Raw genomic sequence first — 20,411 nt, forward strand, 5'->3', positions numbered from 1 at the left:
TATATTCCTTGTGGAATAGGTAAAGCGCGTGCCAATTCGTGCGCCACTTGTTGCGCTGCTGTTGGCAAGTCTGTCGCAGGAAGCGGTAGATTTTGTAGCGTCAGATGCCAGTCGTCTACTTCTCGGCGCAAATGTGCCACCCAAAGGGTAATGCAATCACGCGGTAGCTGTTTTAAGTTGACCTCAAACGAGCGGTTGCCTTCATCATCACTTAAGTGAATCTCACCTTTTTTGACTCGGGTAAAAGACTGCCCGTGGTATGAGTTAGCAATTAAGGCAATATGCGTGATATGGGCTGGGATTTCATCCAAGTAAAGCCTGATTTGTTCTTGATCAAGTGGTGCAAGATACATTGCTTGATCGCCGCGATCTTTACCATTAAGACTGTCGCCTTGATGGCAAACCGATTCGGCTTTATCACGCAGTTGCTTAAACCATACGATGTCGCTGATAGTACAGTTATCATCATACAATACGCAGGCTATATCGATATCAATGGCGCTCTTATCTTTTATAAAACGCTTTTTTAGGTTTTTAAACACGCCCTTTTGCTCAATTTTGGTAAATTCATAATTGAGCGCAAAAAACAAAGTTCCCGCATCCAAACCCAGTCCTCTTAAACTGTCTGAAAGTAATGGTGATGGGGTAGTGGTCGACATAATATTCCTTTTTAGTTCTTAATTTTTTAATTGATCATCATATTTTTAATACTGCTAAATTGTAGCGTCATTGGCTTAGTTAACAAGCATTAGCCACTATTCATCATTTAAAGGATTGTCTAATACCGCTTGATAAAGTAGTGCGGGTTTGGCATCTAATAAACCATTACCGAAGCCACGTAACCACCAAACCAGTTGCGAGGTTAAATTAACCGTTGCCTTTATGGTCAGGGTTTTATCACTATTTATCGTGACAGTTTGATCTTCACTGAGTTTACTTTCCGTTAAGCTTTTGCCCGCTTGTTTGGTAAATTTCAGCTCGATAGTAGCCTGCTTACCATGATTGGGCAGCTGACTGAATAAAGGGTGGCTAAAACCCATACCACCGGCATCCAAATAGTGATCCAGTTGAAAATTATCTGGCGTTTGCGCTGCACTTTCGAGTATCTCAACACTGGCAAATCGATGTAAGGCAAAGGTGCGAATAATTAATTCTGGGTCATCTGTGCGCGTCGCTAGCAGATAGATAATTACCCCACGCTGGATGATAGCGATAGGGTTTAAGGTATATTCGCTGGCTTGTGATTTATTGCTACGGGTATAGCAGGCTTTGATTTGTAGTTGATAAAATAAGGCGTGATAAATATTGTCTTTACTATCTAAATCAATATGCGGCGCAATCAAAGGCTGAGTAGCAGGCTCAATACGCACTCTATCAATCCATGAGTGAGTTACTTTACTATTTTTGAGTTGTCGACGTGCTAAGTCAAACCAAGGAAATAATTCATCTAGGATAACGGGTGGTAATAGTTGGGTCAGATTGGCTTCAACCATATTAAAAGCAACCGCTTGCGATAAATTCATATGCGGTAAGCTTTGTAGTGGGGCATCATCGCACCAGCGCCAGCCTTGTGGATTAGCGTTATTTTTTTCAATAGGAAAGCGTTTGGCGAGTGCATTTAAATCACGTTGTACGGTGCGTAAACTGATATCAAAACCTGCCAATATAAGCTGCTCATAGACATGAGTAGTACCCACCCAGCGATTACGCTGTAGCTGTGATAAGACTTGCCACTGCCGCGCAGTTGTCGCTGCTCCGTGACGATTATCGGCTGTATCTTCAGAGGCTTTATTGTCCGAAACCACAAGCGCATTTGCTTGCTCATCAACAGAGTGTTGAGCTTGGAGACGATCGGCGTCAGTATGAGCTACAGTCATTCAGAGATAACCTTATAAAGTCATGAGTCAGATTTTGAGCTAATTGCTAATTGGCTAGTAGCAAATTATTAATAGCGAATCACTAACAGATAATCATCGCAGAAAAGCATCGTAACGTCTAGGGATGTTCGTCGGTCGTTACGTCTTTGTCTTTCTTAACTGCTTTCCTTTTATCTTCTTTTTTTTGACGTTTTGCTTTACGCTTTTTATTAGCCTTCTTTTTTGATTTTTTATCATCAATGTCGTCATTAGTATCTTGGTTTTCATCCCACAGCATCAAACGGCTTAAGACTTTACCAAACAGCGTTTCCTTACGATAGCGACCTTTTTTATTCATGGTATCGATAGGCAAGCCAGTCATCAAGGTTAACGCTTCATTGAGCGTATGCACGCCATATATATGGAAGCTGCCAGCTTTGACGGCTGCAATGATGTCGTCACGCAGCATGAGCTGTTTGACGTTTGCCATCGGGATGACCACACCTTGCTGTCCGGTCAGTTCTTGCTCGCGGCAAGCATCAAAGAAGCCTGCAATTTTGGCGTTAATTCCACCGACTGCTTGCACCTCACCCAGCTGGTTCATAGAACCCGTAATCGCAAAGGATTGATTGATCGGTACGTTTGCTAAGGCTGATAAGAGCGCACAGCCTTCACTGACCGTCGCACTATCGCCATCAATATGAGCGTAGCTTTGCTCAAAAGCGAGTGAAGCGCTAAAATTTAGCGCATGGTGCTGACTAAATAGTGCCCGTAAATAGCTGGTCATAATCAGCATACCCTTGGCGTGTAAGCTACCACCCAAATCAACATCGCGCTCGATATCGAGGATTTCACCAGTACCGATATTTGGCTGAATGACCGCAGTCAGACGTGCTGGCATGCCGAATTCACTATCTGCATAACTTACTACAGTGAGGGCGTTGACTTGTCCGACAGCACTTCCTTGAGTTTGAATAAGCTGTTGACCGTTTTTTAGCTCATCCCAATATAGGTCGCGCAAGTATCCTGAGCGCTCGTCCATATCTTCGATGGCTTGCGTGACGTGATTCGCACTCACGATATTTTGACCACTTAAACGCGCCTGACGGTTGGATTCATGCAAGAGTTTAATGAGTAAGTCACTGTGTAGACTCAAGCGGTCTTGGTCTTCCGCTTGTAAGCTCAGGTATTCAAGCAGGGCAGCTTGCGCGCTCCTATCAAAAGGATAAAGCTTGGCATAATCGATAATATCAGCCATCTTTCCTACCAGCGCCAATTCGTGCTCATGGGTGCGAACCACATCATCGTGAAAGTCAGCGCGCACTTTGAATACCGCATCAAACTCAGGCTCAAGCTCAAGTAATTGGTAATATAAATCTGCTTCACCTAGCAAAATTACCTTAATATCAAGGTCAATAGGCGCAGGTGATAATGACAAGCTGCCTGTTAGGGTTAGCATTTGTTCAAGGCTTGAGAGTTTTATTTTACGTGACTGTAAGGCACGCTTGAGACCTTGCCAAGCATAAGGGTGCTCAAGCAAATGACTGGCTTCTAAGAGCAGATAACCACCATTGGCGCGGTGTAAGGCACCCGCTCGAATCATACTGACGTCAGTGGTAACCGTACCTAACTGGGTAATTTGCTCCACATGACCCAGTAAGTTTAAGTGAGTCGGCAAATCTTCAAAGATAACGGGTGCACCGCTATCAGGCTCATGACTGCTAATGACATTGACTGCATAGCGGCTGGGTGTCGTGGCCAGCAGCGCCGTCACAAATTCCTCATCATCGCCATTGACGATACGCTCGACATGCGTAACCATGTCGCCAAATACTGCTTTTAAATACTCGATGACCAGCGGATGAGTTGTAAATAGCTCATACACAGGTGCAAACAAAGGCTGTAGCGCCCGCCGCGCAATATTGCGATGTAAGGCTTCAATAGCATCATTGGCTTCATCTTCTAATTGTTCTAACGCAATCGTCAGCTGGCTCAGCCGCTTTTGCATATGATTCTTTTGAGCAAAATTATTCAGTTCAGTTTCATATTCGCGGCCGCCGTATTCACTATCATACTTATTATTGCTGTCGACGTTATTATCATTATCATCGTCGTCGGTATGAATATCAGCATGGTGTTTTGTATTTTTGGTTTTATCTGTCGCTGTTGGGCTTTTATTGCCGCTCGCCATTTTTGTATTAGTAGCAAAAGGAGGGTTCTCTTCTGCCGGCAGTTGACTAGGGTGTACAAACACCGCTTTATTATCAAATGAGCGGAACGTCAACGCTAAGTCGTACTGTTTGCCCTCAGCATTTAGCGCATCGTAAGCATGGCTTTCTTTTTGATGGGTATCATTTTTGATGGCTTCGATTTTGCTTTGATATTGATCACTGCGAAAGCGTTGGCTCAGGCGCTTTTTAGCTTGCTGCCACAAGTTGTTGACCTGTTGTTGCAATAGCGCTGCCTGACCGGCAGGTAAGTGCAAAGCCAGTGGCGTCCGTGGATCGGTAAAATTATGCACATACACCCAATCATCAGGCGTCGGTGCATCAGCGGCGATGCGACTTAGCAAGCGACTAATCACTGTGCGTTTACCCAAGCCATTTTCACCAGCAGCAAACACATGATAGCCACTAGCGTGGATGTCGAGTGCAGTGTACAGTGCCTTAAGCGCTCGCTGCTGCCCAAAACCGATATCTAAATCTGGTGCGGTGCGTGTATCTGTGGGTAGCAGGCTGGGCTCACTATAGCGTTTAAGCTGTTCGGCAGCGATAAGACAACGCTGATTGACTTCTGTGAATATAGGATGAGGCGTGATAGGCGCTGCTGGTTCGCTATCTGTTTGCTTATTATGTGTCTGCTTATGATTTAAGGTACTGGCAGGCGTTATCATATGGCTGGCGTCTTTTTGGTCTTGATTCATAAGGGTGTTTGGCTGTTCGGTCATAAGCGTATGGTCAGTCGTTTAATAAGGTTGAATGGTTATTTATTTTTAATGCTTGATTTTTACATTTGGTTGTTGATGGTCAATTTTTTATAATGGATAGGACATCTTACAAGATATAGCCACGTTTTAGAGAAGTCATTAGGCGCAATTTTGTATCATACAGAGATGCATGTTTTAGCTAATAAGAGTGCGCTTACCTTAACTTCGATATGATAATTTTAAGACTATCAAGGAAGAATAACGACTCAATGTAGGCGTAGATAGTATAAGATGGCGTACATCGGCGCAATCTGCAACTATTCAATGGGCAGCCTGCATGATAAAATAGACGGTTCACGTATCAAAACTGGATAATTCCTTGTATGTCAGACTCTACTAAAATATCTTCATCATCATCTGCTAGCACGGGTAATATCCATATTGATCCGACAGGCTTTGTAAAGCTTGGCGCGCAATTACCGACATTAGCACATATCTTGGCACAAGCGATCGATGAGCTGGGTCTAACATTGAGTGAGACGCAGCAGCGCACGTTATTATTGTATTTAGACCAGCTTTTATTATGGAATAAAGCGTATAATCTGACCGCCATTACTGACCCAGTAGAGGCGCTGATCAAACATGTTATCGACTGCTTGGCTATTATAACGCATTTACCATCAGGGTCGCTGCTTGATATCGGCACGGGCGCAGGCTTACCGGCGGTTATTATTGCGATTTGCCAACCTGAGCGCTCATGTACTGCCCTTGATAGTAATCAGAAAAAGATTCGTTTTATTAAGCAAATCAGCAGCGAGCTTGGTTTGAGTAACATGCAGCCTATCGCCTCGCGTATTGAAGCGCATGAAGCCAGCTATGATGTGGTCACGTCTAGAGCATTTGCCAGTTTGATAGATTTTGTTGATGCGGCACAGCCAAGACTAGCCGATGGTGGTTACTTATGTGCGATGAAAGGTAAGGCTCCGAGCGATGAGGAGCTACAAGCACTGGGCGATAACTGGGAGATTAAGACCATTAAACTTAATGTGCCACGTTTACATGATAGTCGTCATTTAATTGAATTGTCTTATAAAAATGTCTAAGCTATGAGCACACAAACAATCATGACACAACAAATGTTTTATTATGAAATATCATTTACTATATTATTTAGACAATAAAGCTTAAATATTGTTATTACTAATTTAGTATTAGGGCATTTGAGTCAAATAAGCTTTAACGAGATTCGGCATAAAATAAGTTATAAAAAAAACAGCTTAAATAAAAACCAGTAATAGATCTTAATTAAATTGAGTGAGTGTATGGAAATCATAGCAATTGCGAATCAAAAAGGCGGCGTGGGTAAAACTACAACGGCGGTAAATTTGACCGCCAGCTTGGCTGCCAAGCGCAAGCATGTACTGCTGATTGACTTAGACCCACAGGGCAATGCGACCAGTGGCACTGGTGTGGATAAAAACGAGCTAGAGCTGACCATAGCAGATGTATTGCTTGATGGCGTATCGCTATCTGATGCTATTGTTAGCAGTCCAGCAGGGTTTGACGTTATCGGTGCCAATCGTGATTTGGCTGGCATGGATATTACTTTGATGAGTAAAACCAACAGTCATGAGCTATTTAAAACAGCGATGGCGGATTTGGTCAATGATCAAATAGCGGCTCAAAAGCCTGCTTATGATTATGTGATTATAGACTGTGCGCCCAGCTTGAATTTACTGACGATTAATGCTTTGGTTGCGACTGATAGCGTTATTATTCCGATGCAGTGTGAGTATTATGCCTTAGAGGGTTTGGCTGACTTATCACAGACGATAGAGCGCTTAACTGAGTTGAATTCTAAGCTATATATTCGCGGCGTGGTGAGAACATTGTTTGATGCCCGTAATACCTTGGCTCGCGATGTGTCTGCCGAACTTGAAGCGCACTTTGGCGATATTATGTATAAGACGCATATTCCAAGAAACATCCGTTTAGCAGAAGCACCTGCGCATGGTCTGCCTGTTATTGCGTATGAGAGATGGTCAAAAGGTTCGCGCGCCTATCAAAAGTTAGCCGCTGAAGTCATGAAACAAAGCAGCTAGTTATATTGATAGAAGAGAAAATGGCTATTTATTAACACAGTGTATTAGCCATAACAGCAAACGATCAGCCAAACAATTAAGTACTGAAAAGTACTTAATATATTATTTATTAGTAAGCCGCATTAACAATCATTTGGCTTTTATTTTAGCGTTAGAGGATAGGTAATCATGGCGAAGAAAAGAGGGTTGGCTGCCAATCGAGGTTTGGATGCCTTATTGGGGTCAATCAAAAAAGAGAAGCAAATTACCGCCTCTGCCTTGCAAGATGATATGGCTGCGCGTGATGCGACTTTGCCAGCTGAAACATTAGATACAACAATGTCTGCCAAAACGGTTCGGGCAAAAGCCAGTGTAAAGTCGCTTGCTTCCGAGTCAATTACTTCGGAGTCAAAAGATACTGCTAATCGTAAAGCGCGTTCGCCGCGCACGATGACTAAAAGCAATGCTACTATCAATCGAGTGAATGGCACAGAAAATAGTGCATCTGAAGATCAGATCAGTTTGGTGCAAATTGATGTGACACGATTGCAAGCGGGTAAGTATCAACCCCGCCGTGACATGAGTGAGACTGCGCTTGCAGAGTTGGCATCTTCTATTGAACAACACGGCGTCATGCAGCCTATCGTTATCCGCCCATTGCTGGCGAATGAGGACAAAAGTGAAGCGTTTGTGACTCATGAAATCATCGCAGGTGAACGTCGCTGGCGTGCCGCAAAAATGGCAGGCAAATCAGTTATTCCAGCGATTGAGCGCGCCTTATCAGATGAGCTGGCGATTGCGCTCGCCTTGATTGAAAACATTCAGCGCGAAGACTTATCAGTGATTGAGCAAGCTGCAGCATTACAGCGTTTCCATACTGAATTTGGTATGAGTCATGCCATGATTGCTGAAGTAGTCGGCAAGGCACGTACGACGGTATCGAATCTACTGCGTCTGAATCAACTGCACGACACGGTGAAAGACCATTTAGCGAATAGCGCCCTAGATATGGGTCATGCGCGTACGCTCTTAGCTTTATCCTCTGAGCAGCAGCCTATTATCGCCCAAAAAATAATCGATGGTGGCATGACTGTACGTGAAGCTGAAAAGCTTGTTAAATCCATCTTGCAACCAGCGCCCAAAGCCAACCGCACTGAACAAGCCCAATCTCGCGATACTGAACGTTTAACCCAGAGGCTAACAGACATGCTAGGGGCGGAAGTTAAGCTTAAGCATAAAAAGGATGGGCAGGGTAGCGTCGAGATATTCTTCCATAGTCAAGATCAGTTAGCCGCCTTAATTAAGCACATCGAAGCACAGGCTTAAGCTATTGAATGCGTTTGAAATAACTGTTCAAATTATCTTGATGACAACCATTTTTATAAAAATATAAAAGAGAGTTCGTATGTGGGAGTTGGTAAAGGCGGGTGGTTGGCTGATGACGCCTATCGTGTTGTGCTCAATTTTGGCGTTAGTGATTATTATCGAGCGTAGCCATACTTTACAGTTTAATAAAATTGCACCTAATAGATTGCGCGAACAGTTAATAACTCGCCTACGTGAAAATGGTGATATCGGCCGTACGCAGTTAATGAATGTCAAAGAAAAAAGCCCTCTTGGCGATATTCTAGCGACGGGTTTGCTCTATCGCCAGTATGGCTTAGAGTCGATGACGATGCATATGCAAAACCGTGCCAGTGTACAAGTTCATCAATTAGAAAAGAACATCAATATGCTCGGCACCATAGGCGCGATTGCGCCATTGCTTGGCTTATTGGGCACAGTATTAGGTATTATCTCATCGTTTTTAGCCATTACTGATGGTGCGATGCAAGACCCGACGATGCTTGCTGCTGGCGTGTCACAGGCGCTGATCACTACCGCTGCCGGTATGATTGTCGCTATTCCAGCACTGGTGGCCTATCGTTACTTCCAGCGCCGTATTATTGATATCAATGCTCAGTTTGAGACCCAAGCAGGGCTCATGATTCAAGAGCTATATGATTATCAATTATTAGAGCATGCTCATAAGCCTAATGTACCTGCGCAACATATAGTGGCAGATGATCAGGCAGAAGCCGAGCGTTCAATTGATGGCTTGGGTTTAGATAAAATAGCGACCGCTACTTTGTACTAATGGTAGTACAGCAGCTATGATAATCCTACACTGAGCCCATTAGTACTAAGTACATTGAAGAGAGTAATATGCGCTTTAGAAAACCAACTGTTGAGCCGCTTGAAATTAATCTAACCCCAATGATTGATTGCTTATTATTTTTGATCGTATTTTTACTGCTTGCAACTTCGTTTAACCATTTTAGCCGTTTAAATATTATTCTTCCTGAAGCTGAGGGTGTCGCGCTGACAGAAGATAAAAATAGTATTGAGGTGGCTGTGCAAGAAGACGGTAGTTATCTGGTCAATGGTATCACTCTTGCCAGTAGTAACGAAGCAGAATTGACCAGCATGCTACAGCAAGAGACAGGTAGTAATCGTGATATGCTATTTGTCATTGCCGCAGATGCTAATGCCACTCATCAATCAGTGATACGAGTCATGGACGTCGCTGGTAAATTAGGCTTTTTAAATATAAACATCAGTACCGTTGTCCCGCTTGGTCAACCGCTACCACAATAATTGTGGATGGTTTTTTATAATGGAATTAAATAGTGTTATTAAATAGTACTATTAAGCGCTCCAATTGTTTTATGACGCTCTATATCTATCGTTAGCACTGTTTGATTAGTGCGATTCATTCTAGTTATTATACCTAAATTGAGGCTTTTATGAGCCAACCTGACATAACCAAAACCTCCGATACTTTACAGGCAACGCCAATACCTAAGCTTAAGACATTGTTGCGTCTATTGAGTTATCTTAAGCCGTATTGGTGGGCGCTGATATTAGTTATAGTAGGGTTTGCTATTAATGCGGCAACAGAGATTTGGATTGCTAAGTTATTACAATATATCACCGATGCCATCAATCAAAATGATCGAAGCAAACAAGCTTGGTTTCCTGCATTGATAATTATGTTGTTCTTTGTGCGTGGATTGGGTAGCTTTTTGGGTAATTATTACTCCGCTTTGGTATCGCGCAATCTTGTCTATAAAATAAGGGTAGAGGTATTTAATAAATTACTACGTTTGCCGAGCTCGTTTTACTTAGCCAATTCTTCTGGCACAATTTCATCTAAGCTTATTTTTGACGTAGAACAGGTGACAGCAGCTAGTACTGATTCAATGAAGACGCTAGTGCGTGATGGCTTGACCGTGATAGCTCTGTTAGGGTTTTTGCTCTATACCAATTGGCGTTTAACCTTGATTTTGTTTTTGGTACTACCGCCAATCTTATGGTTGGTTAATTTTGCTTCCAAGCGTTATATGAAACTCTCCAAAGGTGTTCAAGAAACCATGGGTGCGGTTAGTCATATAACCAACGAGGTCGTTGGTGGCTATCAAGTGGTTAAGAACTATGGTGGCCAAGCCTACGAGTCGCAGCGCTTTGATGATGTATCAAAGAAGAATCTGCGCCAAGGTATGAAAATAGTTGTCACCAATAGTATTAATACTCCAGCGGTACAGTTACTGATGGCAACGGCGATGGCGGTCGTAGTGTGGCTGGCACTACGTCCATCGGTCATCGAAAATATCTCGGCAGGTGAGTTCATCTCCTATATCGCTGCAGCAGGGCTGTTAAGTAAGCCGGTACGCTCACTGACCGATGTTAATCAGAAACTACAGAGAGGTCTTGCAGCCGGTGAATCTATATTTGAATTGCTAGATGAGCCTGAAGAAAACGACACTGGTATACTGGAACCTTCATTAACGGGCAGTATTCAACTGGAGCATGTTGGTTTGGTTTATCCAGATTCAACTGTGGCGCTGCGTGACTTTACTTTAGATGTGCGCGCAGGCGAGACAGTGGCACTAGTTGGACGTAGTGGCGCTGGTAAGTCATCCTTAGTAAATTTGCTAACGCGCACCTTATCGACTTCTTCAGGGCAGATTACACTTGATGGCATGCCGATTGAAGACATTAAGCTTGAGAGTTTGCGCGCCCAGATTTCTATGGTCAATCAGCAAGTGGTGCTCTTTAATACCACGGTTTTTAATAATATTGCTTATGGCAGCTTAGCCAATAAGACTCAGGGTGAGGTTGAGAAAGCAGCGAAGGAAGCGTTTGCTCATGATTTTATTATGAAAATGCCGAATGGCTATCAGAGTGAAGTGGGCGCTGAAGGTTTACAATTGTCAGGCGGTCAGCGTCAGCGCATATCTATTGCACGAGCATTATTGAAAGACGCGCCGATTTTGATATTAGATGAAGCCACTAGTGCTTTGGATAATGAATCGGAATATTATATTCAAAAAGCGCTTGATAATATTATGAAAGATCGCACGACGCTGGTCATCGCTCACCGTTTAACCACGATTGAGTCTGCTGATCGTATCGCTGTGCTAGATGGCGGGCGGATCGTCGAGCTAGGTACGCATGCTGAGCTGATGCAATTACACGGTCATTATGCGCAAATGTATGCTCGCGATTTTGAATAGCGGTTATTAGCCAATTTTAATTGATAGTGTTTTGCCGAATAAAATAAATAGTACTAGATGAATAGGATAAGTCGCAAATTATAATGAGTATTGAAACGACAATGACGCGTGCATGGCAACGTCAAGCCATTTGGCTTTGGTTTTTGTTGCCTATTAGTTGGCTATATACTCTGCTTATACTGTTACGCCGTCAAGCTTATAAAATAGGACTGTTTGCAAGTTACCGCGCGCCTATTCCGGTAATGGTTATCGGTAATATTACAGTTGGCGGTAGTGGCAAGACGCCATTGATCATTACTTTAGTGCGTCATTTGCAGCAGCAAGGCATAAAAGTAGGCATCATCAGTCGTGGTTATGGTGGCGATAGTAGTCAGATGCCAGCCTTGGTCAGATCGGATAGTTTACCCAGTGTGGTGGGCGATGAGCCATGCTTGATTGTCAATATGACAGGGGCTGCAATGGCGGTATGTCCGAGTCGTCAGCAAGCGGTTACTACTTTGTTGGAGTCATATCCTGACTTGCAATTAATTATTGCCGACGATGGCTTACAGCATTATGCGCTGCAACGTGATATTGAATGGATTGTGGTAGATGCGGCACGCGGATTTGGCAATAAGCAGCTGCTACCAACAGGATTTTTACGCGAGTCCATGTCGCGGTTACAAGGGGCGCAAGTCGTCTATCATCAAAAGACAGACGCCTCCTCAATTCATAATGATGAATCTGATAGTAATGCCTCTCTGACTGAGCGTTTAACGATGCATCTACAGCCGGATAATTTAGAGCTCTTATGGTCATGTAATGATCAAGTCGATGGTTTAGCTATAGTAAATATTGGGGTGCCTGAGAGAGGAAATCTAGTACATGCGGTGAGTGGTATTGGTTATCCCCAGCGTTTTTTTGATACCTTAGACTCGCTTGATTTTGAGGTCATCCAGCATCCTTATCCTGACCATTATGATTTTAGTCTAACTGAGTTGTTGCAGTATACCGAGCATCCTATCATTGTGACGAGTAAAGATGCGGTTAAAATAAGAGCGTTACTAGTGCAAGCTACTATTAATCAAACGCTTAGTGATGAATATAAAGAGCTGGTCAGCAGATTATGGGTATTACCAGTGACAGCAGTATTATCCGATAGTTGCTATGAACAATTACAGCAGCAATTACGAACTGTGAAGATCGCTATGAATAATGAAAAATTTGAGAGAGCAAACGTCTAAAGCTTATAATTGAAAACTTTGGATAATTTTTTAGGAATAGACCATGTCGCCAGCAGTTACGCCAGTCAAAACTCATATTGTCATTCCTGCGCGTCTCAAAAGCACGCGATTGCCTGATAAGCCATTATTAAGTATTCATGGCAAGCCGATGATACTTTGGGTAGCTGAAAAAGCGCAATTGGCTAATTTTGCTGATGATATGTGTATTGCTACTGACGATGAGACAATTGCCAAAATTTGTATAGATGCAGGCTTTGATGTCGTGATGACCAGTAGCGAGCATGCTTCAGGCACCGACCGTTTGGCTGAAGTTGCTAGCATTAAAGGCTGGTCTGCGCATGATATTGTGGTCAATATGCAAGGCGATGAGCCACTGGTGCCGCCGTTATTGTTAGAGCAAGTCAAAGCATTATTGGTGCAAGATACTGATAGCGTGATGGCGACTTTGTGTGAACCGATCGAAGACTATGATACTTTTATACGTCCATCGGTCGTCAAAGTCGTCAGCCAGACTTCTAACCAGCAGCAGCGGGCGCTTTATTTTAGTCGAGCAGCGATTCCCTGTGAGCGTGATGTCGTATTAGCAAATGAGAATAATAAACAACCACCAAAAAATGCCTTTCGTCACTTAGGGCTATATGCTTATCGCGTTAGTCTATTACAGCAGTTTGTCCACTGGCCACAAACGCCCCTCGAAATACTAGAAAGCTTAGAGCAGCTACGTGTGTTAGAAAATGGCGGGCATATTGCTATCGCAACAGCAGCGTGTCCGCTTCCAGCAGGTGTTGATACGCAAGAAGATTTAGACCGCTTAAATGCCATGAGTTTGTCAGCTTTTCAAAACGGTTGATATTAAATAGCCTAAGTAAAAATAATATGGTTTTTGGTTAAGTGCTAAATTATTATCCGGTATTCAGAGGTGTTGAGCGATAGCTATGAGTGACATGACAGAAACGACAAGTACAATGCCAATGACGCCTATGACGCCAACGATACCTAGAACAGATAGTATTTATTTTGCACCATTACTACCGTGGCAAAAAGAGCTATGGTCACAGCTGACGAAGCGAGTATCAATGCCACAGCAATCCTTACCACATGCGCTCTTGGCTGCTGGTATGCAAGGAATGGGTAAGCGCGCTTTTGTATGGCGTTTGGTAGCATGGTTATTATGCCGCAAGCGTGATGTCAATCCACTCGGCGCTTGTGGAGATTGTGAGAGCTGTCAGTGGCTTAGGTCGGGTACCCATCCAAGTTTACAAGTATTGCCAATTGTCAGTATGCCTGTCAGTGCCGATAATGCTCATAGTGAAGAAGCGTCCAATAGTACTGGCAAAGACAAAAAGTCTGCCAAAGCAGCGAGCAATGCAGCACTAAAGATAAAGGTGGATGATATTCGTGCCTTACAGCCTTTTATTTATCAAGGTGGGCAGGGTATGCGTATTTGTGTACTCGATCATGCTGAAAAAATGACGATTGCTGCTGCTAATGCGCTACTTAAAACCTTGGAAGAGCCACAAGCACAAGTCCATTTATTGTTGATTAGTGATGCCCCTGCGCAGTTGCTACCGACGATCAAAAGTCGTGTGCAGCAGCTGGCATTGCAGACGATTGACCCTGTTATTTCATCAGATTATGTTACTCAGGCGTTGGGTAGTACTATCAATCGTGAAGCGATTGGTACGGATGCGATTGAGCAGCTTATACAATTAGCGAATGGTGCGCCTTTAGCGGCGATAGCACTTGCTCATGCGCCGTGGTATAGCAAGCGTGCGCTCTGGCTGACAACATGGCAGGCATTGCGTAGCGGCAAGCGTAGTAGCGTAGCAGCAAGCGATTATTGGCAAACCCAGCTCGGTATTTCAGAGTTTATTCAGTTGTCTGAGCTAATGTTGCTTGATATCCGCCGTGTTTGTTTAGGGTTTGATGCGCTGCAAAAAGACATTAATTTTTTAACGAATTTAAGTGATTATAAACCTATCGATACTGGGCTAGAGGCTTTTGCACATAGCTTACTAGAGACGAAAATAGCACTACAACAAAATGTGCAAGAAAAATTTGCCTATGATAAGCTGATGCAAGAATTGGCTAATTTATAATAGATAGCAAACCAAAAAATACGATTAGTGGCATCAAATTCATATTTAAGATTTATGGTTTGCGCTTAAATACCATTAACAATGTATTGAAAAATACAGAAAACTTCATTGATAAAGGAAGCTAACTATGGCAATGCCAGGACGTGGTGGGATTTTAACCTGTCATATTGAAAATATGGATATGTTATATGCAAGCTATCTATCCTTTGTTACTAACGGCGCATTGTTTGTACCCTCTGACCGAGCGCAAAAACTGGGCGATGAGGTGTTTATTGCCGTGACTTTGCCCAATTCTAGCGAGCGTTTACCCATGAATGGCAAGGTGGTTTGGGTTAATTCCAAAGCCCAAAGTGGTCGACCAGCGGGTTTTGCGGTACAAATTGGCACTGATATGTCTGGACTAAGAATCAAAAACGAAGTCGAACGTTTATTGGCGGGTAAGATTGACAGCTTACAATCTACTTATACTATGTAGTATTGATGCCTATCAGTAATCCTAGGTGCTGTGATTAAGATGGATATTAAAGAGACGGCTCCATTAAAAATGATGTCATAAAAACAGCCTTATACTTTTATAAGGCTGTTTTTTATTAGCAGTATAGTTTTAGACAATGGGAAAATGTGAGTGCTAATAACGCGGCGGCACATACATATCATCGGGGATAGGCTCGCGGTAATACTCATCGTCGCGCTTTCGTTCAGGCAGTTCTACTTCATCGCGCGGCACTTCTTTATAAGGAATCTGCTCGAGTAAATGCGCAATACAGTTGAGCCTTGCGCGTTTCTTATTATTGCCCTCGACCACCCACCAAGGCGCTTCAGGAATGTGAGTACGCTCAAACATGGTCTCTTTTGCCTTGGTATAATCTTCCCAGCGCCGCCGTGATTGTAAGTCCATCGCCGACAGCTTCCACTGCTTCAATGGATCATGAATCCGGCTCATAAAGCGAGAATGCTGCTCATCATCAGTAATTGAAAACCAATATTTTACCAAGCGAATCCCCGAGCGTACCAGCATACGCTCAAACTCCGGTACCGATTGGAAAAATTCTTCGTACTGCGCATCCGTACAAAACCCCATGACACGCTCGACGCCCACACGGTTATACCAGCTGCGATCAAATAAAACAATCTCACCAGCAGCAGGTAAGTGCGCCACATAACGCTGAAAATACCATTGTGATTGCTCACGTTCAGTGGGTGCGGGTAGAGCTGCGACGCGGCAAACACGGGGATTCAATCGCTGGGTAATACGTTTGATCGCGCCACCTTTACCCGCAGAATCACGTCCTTCAAATATCACAACAATGCGCTCACCGCGATCAACCACCCAATCTTGCAGTTTGATAAGCTCACGTTGCAAGCGTACCAGCTCTTGAAAATAAGTGCGTCGATCTAGGCGCTCTTGCTCACTCATCTCGCGACCATCAAAACGAAAGTCGCGCACATAATCATCTATCTCGTTTTCAAGTTCTTCATCATAACTGTCAATTAAGTCTTGATGCATCTTGCGTCGTAGTTCGTCGTTTAAGAGATCTTTATCCATCCGCTCGATAAACGTCACTTGCTCAGGTAAGGTCATTTCACTAGATCCTTGCGCTGTTAAGGATTTGGGGTCACTTGCTGAGAAGGGATTGTTCATAGTAAGCTCCTGATAAATATTTTTATGGTTATTATAGGTATGACCTTTACTTTAGCATATCTAATCATGAAGCTATGTATTGGCTATTTTTCACCGTCTAACTATTTCATTATTGTGTTTTTATATCTTATGTTATTAACGTTATTATTTTAAAAATATTTTCATTAAGACAAAAAAGCACCCTCTAATCAATGGATTAAAGGGTGCTTTTATAACGAGATACTATTTAGCTAAACAATAGCTTAGCTAAGTAACAGCGAGTCTTACTTCTCTAGAATACAAGTAACACCTTGACCGCCCGCTGCGCAGATAGAGATAAGCGCACGACCTGAACCTTTTTGATCTAGTAATTTGGCAGCAGTTGCTAGGATACGACCGCCAGTAGCAGCAAATGGATGTCCTGCAGCAAGTGAAGAACCATTCACGTTTAGTTTGCTACGATCAATCGAGCCTAGTGGCGCATCAAGTCCTAGACGCTCTTCACAGAACTTCTCATCTTCCCATGCTGCCAGTGTTGATAATACTTGTGAGGCAAACGCTTCATGAATTTCATAAAAATCGAAGTCTTGTAAAGTTAGACCAGCACGCTCAAGCATACGCGGTACGGCATAAGCAGGCGCCATCAGTAGACCTTCTGTATCACCAGATTTACCGATGAAGTCAACAGCGGCTGTTTCTTGATGGACGATATAAGCCAATGGTTTTAGGCCATGTGCTGCAGCCCACTCGTCAGTACCCAATAGGATACAAGACGCGCCATCAGTCAGCGGGGTAGAGTTAGCAGCAGTCATGGTTGGTTTGGCATTCTTTTTACCAAAGACAGGCTTTAGCTTGGCCAGTTTTTCCAAAGTGGTGTCTGGACGCAAGTTGTTATCGCGAGTCAAACCTTTATATGGGGTGATTAAATCATCAAAGAAACCTTCGTCATAAGCACGTGCTAGGTTTTGATGGCTATTAAAGGCAAGCTCATCTTGCGCTTCACGGCTGATGTTCCATTCAAGCGTGGTGATCGCTTGATGATCGCCCATTGATAGACCAGTACGTGGCTCGCCATTCTGTGGTGAATCGATTAAATCTTTTGGATTTAGACCCATTAATGCTTTTAGACGTTGTTTGTTGTCTTTAGCGGCGCCCAATTTAATCAACACTTTACGTAAGCCATCACCGACCGCGATAGGAGCATCAGAGGTTGTATCAACACCGCCAGTAATGGCTGAATCGATGATACCAAGGGCGATTTTATTGGCGGAGGCAAATGTTGCTTGCAAGCCAGTACCACAAGCTTGTGAGATATCATAAGTTGGGGTATGTGGGTTAAGCGCCGTGTTTAGGGCCGCTTCACGAGTTAAGTTGATGTCGCGGCTTAATTTCATGACTGCACCAGCAACCACTTCACCAATTTTTTCATCTTGTAGATTATAACGTTCAATCAGACCATCCAATGCAGCCGTTAGCATATCAGTATTGCTAACATCAGCGTAGCTACCGTTTGAGCGTGCAAATGGGATACGGTTACCACCTAAGATAGCCACACGATGCTGACCTGAGCTAAGCTTGGTGGTACTGGCTTTTTTAGCAGCCGTGGTTGTTTTCTTGGCAGTTGTCGCTTCGACCTTTTTATCAGTGCTGTCTTTGTCGTTATTAGCTTTATCGTTGCTTTCTTTAGCAGCAGTACTTTTGCTATCTTTCGCTGGCGTTTCTTTTTTAGGGCTTGACGCTTTTGAGTCTGTAGCTTTAGTGTCAGCTTTTTTCGTATCAGTCGCGGCTTTATCAACAGCAGTATCTGTGCTTTTAGCATCGGTAGCTTTAACGACAGTAGTTTCAACAACAGGGCTATTTGGGTGATTGTTTGTATTACTCATAATATTATCCTTAAAAAGTATGGGTAGAAGAAAAGAGAGATATCAATAAAAAGATATTTAAAACCTTTCGAGCAAGCTCAAAACACCTTAAACAACATATGCAGATATTATCATTTATTGCGGCACATATTACATAACATCGTTGCTGATCATAAGGCGCTTTTTATAGCCTTACTGTATATCTTTAGCAAACGATGTGACGCTTATTTACAGTCGTTGCAAGCTTTGATGGATATAAATATAAGCCTTATAAACTGGCTAGTATGGATTAAAAGCATTGCATAACAGTGCGTTTGATAATATATTGTTATCGATAAATGAGTTTGCCATAACTTATAGGTCTGATTTTAGCACAAGATAAGGCTTTTTGAAGCTAGAAAAAGTTGCCATCTTGTATACTGGCTTGTTTACAGATTGTTATAGACATTAGTAGCTTTTGGACTTGTTTATCATGGAAGTGTATAGTTAAGGCAGATTTACACCCATTTACTAAATACTAATAATTTTTATGAATGATGATGTAGGTGAGTCTCTATAATAGGCGCATTGCATTTTTGTTTACTGTTATTTTAACCGTTAACTATAGGATTATATTATGTCAGACCGTTATGGTGATTTTGTTCAGTCTTCTATTGGTAAAAAAGTGGCGAAGAATTTAGGTTTACCCATGCCAGTAGATCTTGATCGTTTTGATAGTGGTCAACCTTCGGTACGCGGTAGTGTATTAGTCGGCCGTGCGGATGGTGCTGATAAAACAATCAGTGAGTCAGTGGCGCGTATTTTGTCAGAACTTCACACTGAAGTATTTGTGAACAGTGGCGATGACGCGAAAGATGCGCTTTCTGATGCGGGCGTTAAAGCAAAAGCCAATACTGGCAGTGAGGATAAATTCAAAGTTTTATTGTTTGATGCCAGTAATATCAGTAATGCTGCTGATCTTAAACAAGTTTATGAGTTCTTTCATAGCGTTGCTCGCCGTGTAGAGAAATCAGGTCGAGTGATCGTCATTGGTCGTCCACCAGAAGCTATCACTGATATCGAAACGGCATTGGCTCAGCGCGCGCTTGAAGGTTTCGTGAAATCTGTTGGTAAAGAATTTAAACGTGGTATTACTGCCCAGCTTATCTATGTTGAAGAAGGCGCAGAGCAGAATCTAGATTCAACGCTACGCTTTTTCACCTCAGCCCGTTCAGCTTACGTCTCAGGACAGGTCGTACGTGTTAGTAAAGGCGATGCTGTTGATGTTGATTGGACGCAGCCTTTAGGCGGCAAAACCATGCTAGTGACTGGAGCAAGTCGCGGTATTGGTGAAGCAATCGCCCGTGTCTTAGCTCGTGAAGGCGCACATGTGATTTGTTTGGATGTACCGCAGCAGCAAGCTGACTTGCAGAAAGTCGCTAGTGAGATTAGTGGTTCTGCCTTAATGGTTGATATCACTAGTGATGAAGCGGGCGCAGAAATCGCCGAAGCGGCGAAAAAACGCGGTGGTCTAGATTCCATTATTCATAACGCTGGCGTGACTCGTGATAAGACGCTTGCTAATATGGATGAGCAGAAGTGGGATATGGTTATCAATATCAACTTGGGCAGTATCGCTAAGCTGAACCGCTACTTGCTTGATAATGATGTGCTAAAAGACAACGCTCGTATTGTTTGTGTGTCATCGATCTCAGGTATTGCTGGTAACTTAGGTCAAACCAACTATGCCACTTCGAAAGCTGGTGTTATTGGCTTGGTCAATGCGACTGCTAAACAGTTAGAAGATAATGCCAAAGGCATGACGATCAACGCTGTTGCCCCTGGATTTATCGAAACGCAAATGACGGAAGCGATTCCATTTGCCATTCGTGAAGCTGGTCGCCGTATGAACTCAATGAGCCAAGGCGGCTTACCAGTAGATGTGGCTGAGACCATTGCATGGTTTGCATCACCGGCTTCTGGCGGTCTAAATGGCAATACGGTTCGTGTTTGTGGTCAAAGCTTACTGGGTGCATAATATCGATTTATTATTAGCTATGTGTAATAAATAAGCCGGCGATAAATACATGCTATCAAGTGTGATTTTAATCTACCTCACATATGCTTACGAAAAAATTGCTGATAAATTGTAATAAAGCTGCCCAAGGGTGGCTTTTTTATGATAAAAACACAGTAATAATAAGTTGA

Annotated in this window: 16 protein-coding genes; 11 read left to right on the forward strand and 5 right to left on the reverse strand. The window is 43.1% G+C overall.

Annotated features, from left to right (window positions below; genetic code table 11):
* From CAN34_RS08205 to CAN34_RS08215, 3 genes are all read right to left on the reverse strand, one after another.
* On the reverse strand, window positions 1–659 hold a 659-nt coding region (locus CAN34_RS08205; protein ID WP_121509229.1), incomplete at its 3' end, for a TerD family protein.
* Between the two features lie 96 nt (window positions 660–755).
* Window positions 756–1,877, reverse strand: a complete 1,122-nt coding sequence (locus tag CAN34_RS08210; protein WP_079692042.1) for a YafY family protein — start codon at window positions 1,875–1,877, stop codon at window positions 756–758.
* Between the two features lie 118 nt (window positions 1,878–1,995).
* Window positions 1,996–4,803 (reverse strand): ATP-binding protein, encoded by a 2,808-nt coding sequence (locus CAN34_RS08215; RefSeq protein WP_089555233.1) that lies wholly within the window; start codon window positions 4,801–4,803, stop codon window positions 1,996–1,998.
* Between the two features lie 362 nt (window positions 4,804–5,165).
* Between CAN34_RS08215 and rsmG the strand changes: the two genes are divergently transcribed.
* From rsmG to CAN34_RS08265, 10 genes are all read left to right on the forward strand, one after another.
* Window positions 5,166–5,885, forward strand: a complete 720-nt coding sequence (gene rsmG / locus CAN34_RS08220; RefSeq protein WP_089555234.1) for a 16S rRNA (guanine(527)-N(7))-methyltransferase RsmG — start codon at window positions 5,166–5,168, stop codon at window positions 5,883–5,885.
* A gap of 219 nt (window positions 5,886–6,104) precedes the next feature.
* On the forward strand, window positions 6,105–6,884 hold the full coding sequence (locus CAN34_RS08225) for a ParA family protein (RefSeq protein WP_089555235.1): 780 nt from the start codon (window positions 6,105–6,107) through the stop codon (window positions 6,882–6,884).
* Window positions 6,885–7,052: 168 nt separating this feature from the next.
* The gene (locus CAN34_RS08230) at window positions 7,053–8,189 is read left to right on the forward strand and encodes a ParB/RepB/Spo0J family partition protein (protein WP_089555236.1); all 1,137 of its coding nucleotides are present in this window, start codon (window positions 7,053–7,055) and stop codon (window positions 8,187–8,189) included.
* Window positions 8,190–8,268: 79 nt separating this feature from the next.
* Window positions 8,269–9,000, forward strand: a complete 732-nt coding sequence (locus CAN34_RS08235) for a MotA/TolQ/ExbB proton channel family protein (protein ID WP_089555237.1) — start codon at window positions 8,269–8,271, stop codon at window positions 8,998–9,000.
* 68 nt (window positions 9,001–9,068) lie between these two features.
* Entirely contained in the window at window positions 9,069–9,500 is a 432-nt protein-coding gene (locus tag CAN34_RS08240) for a biopolymer transporter ExbD (RefSeq protein WP_089555238.1), read from the forward strand.
* A 149-nt stretch (window positions 9,501–9,649) separates the two neighbouring features.
* Entirely contained in the window at window positions 9,650–11,419 is a 1,770-nt protein-coding gene (gene msbA, locus CAN34_RS08245; RefSeq protein WP_089555239.1) for a lipid A export permease/ATP-binding protein MsbA, read from the forward strand.
* Between the two features lie 83 nt (window positions 11,420–11,502).
* Window positions 11,503–12,642, forward strand: a complete 1,140-nt coding sequence (gene lpxK, locus CAN34_RS08250) for a tetraacyldisaccharide 4'-kinase (RefSeq protein ID WP_089555240.1) — start codon at window positions 11,503–11,505, stop codon at window positions 12,640–12,642.
* A gap of 43 nt (window positions 12,643–12,685) precedes the next feature.
* Window positions 12,686–13,492, forward strand: coding sequence for a 3-deoxy-manno-octulosonate cytidylyltransferase (kdsB, locus tag CAN34_RS08255; RefSeq protein WP_089555241.1), 807 nt, complete (start codon window positions 12,686–12,688; stop codon window positions 13,490–13,492).
* 94 nt (window positions 13,493–13,586) lie between these two features.
* Window positions 13,587–14,741 carry a DNA polymerase III subunit delta' gene (locus CAN34_RS08260; protein ID WP_254423136.1) on the forward strand — a complete coding sequence of 385 codons (1,155 nt, stop codon included), beginning with the start codon at window positions 13,587–13,589 and terminating at the stop codon, window positions 14,739–14,741.
* Window positions 14,742–14,868: 127 nt separating this feature from the next.
* A complete protein-coding gene (locus CAN34_RS08265) occupies window positions 14,869–15,216 on the forward strand; it encodes a PilZ domain-containing protein (RefSeq protein ID WP_089555242.1) in 348 nt (115 codons plus the stop codon).
* A gap of 153 nt (window positions 15,217–15,369) precedes the next feature.
* Here CAN34_RS08265 and ppk2 read toward each other — a convergent pair whose 3' ends face one another.
* Together ppk2 and CAN34_RS08275 are read right to left on the reverse strand one after the other, a co-directional pair.
* Window positions 15,370–16,383, reverse strand: a complete 1,014-nt coding sequence (gene ppk2, locus CAN34_RS08270; protein ID WP_254423134.1) for a polyphosphate kinase 2 — start codon at window positions 16,381–16,383, stop codon at window positions 15,370–15,372.
* Window positions 16,384–16,646: 263 nt separating this feature from the next.
* Window positions 16,647–18,245, reverse strand: a complete 1,599-nt coding sequence (locus tag CAN34_RS08275) for an acetyl-CoA C-acetyltransferase (RefSeq protein WP_089555243.1) — start codon at window positions 18,243–18,245, stop codon at window positions 16,647–16,649.
* A gap of 595 nt (window positions 18,246–18,840) precedes the next feature.
* Here CAN34_RS08275 and CAN34_RS08280 point away from each other — a divergent pair.
* On the forward strand, window positions 18,841–20,241 hold the full coding sequence (locus CAN34_RS08280) for a 3-oxoacyl-ACP reductase (RefSeq protein ID WP_089555244.1): 1,401 nt from the start codon (window positions 18,841–18,843) through the stop codon (window positions 20,239–20,241).
* The last annotated feature ends 170 nt before the right edge of the window (window positions 20,242–20,411 follow it).

The sequence above is a fragment of the Psychrobacter sp. DAB_AL32B genome (assembly GCF_002224105.1).
In the GTDB taxonomy this organism is placed as follows: domain Bacteria; phylum Pseudomonadota; class Gammaproteobacteria; order Pseudomonadales; family Moraxellaceae; genus Psychrobacter.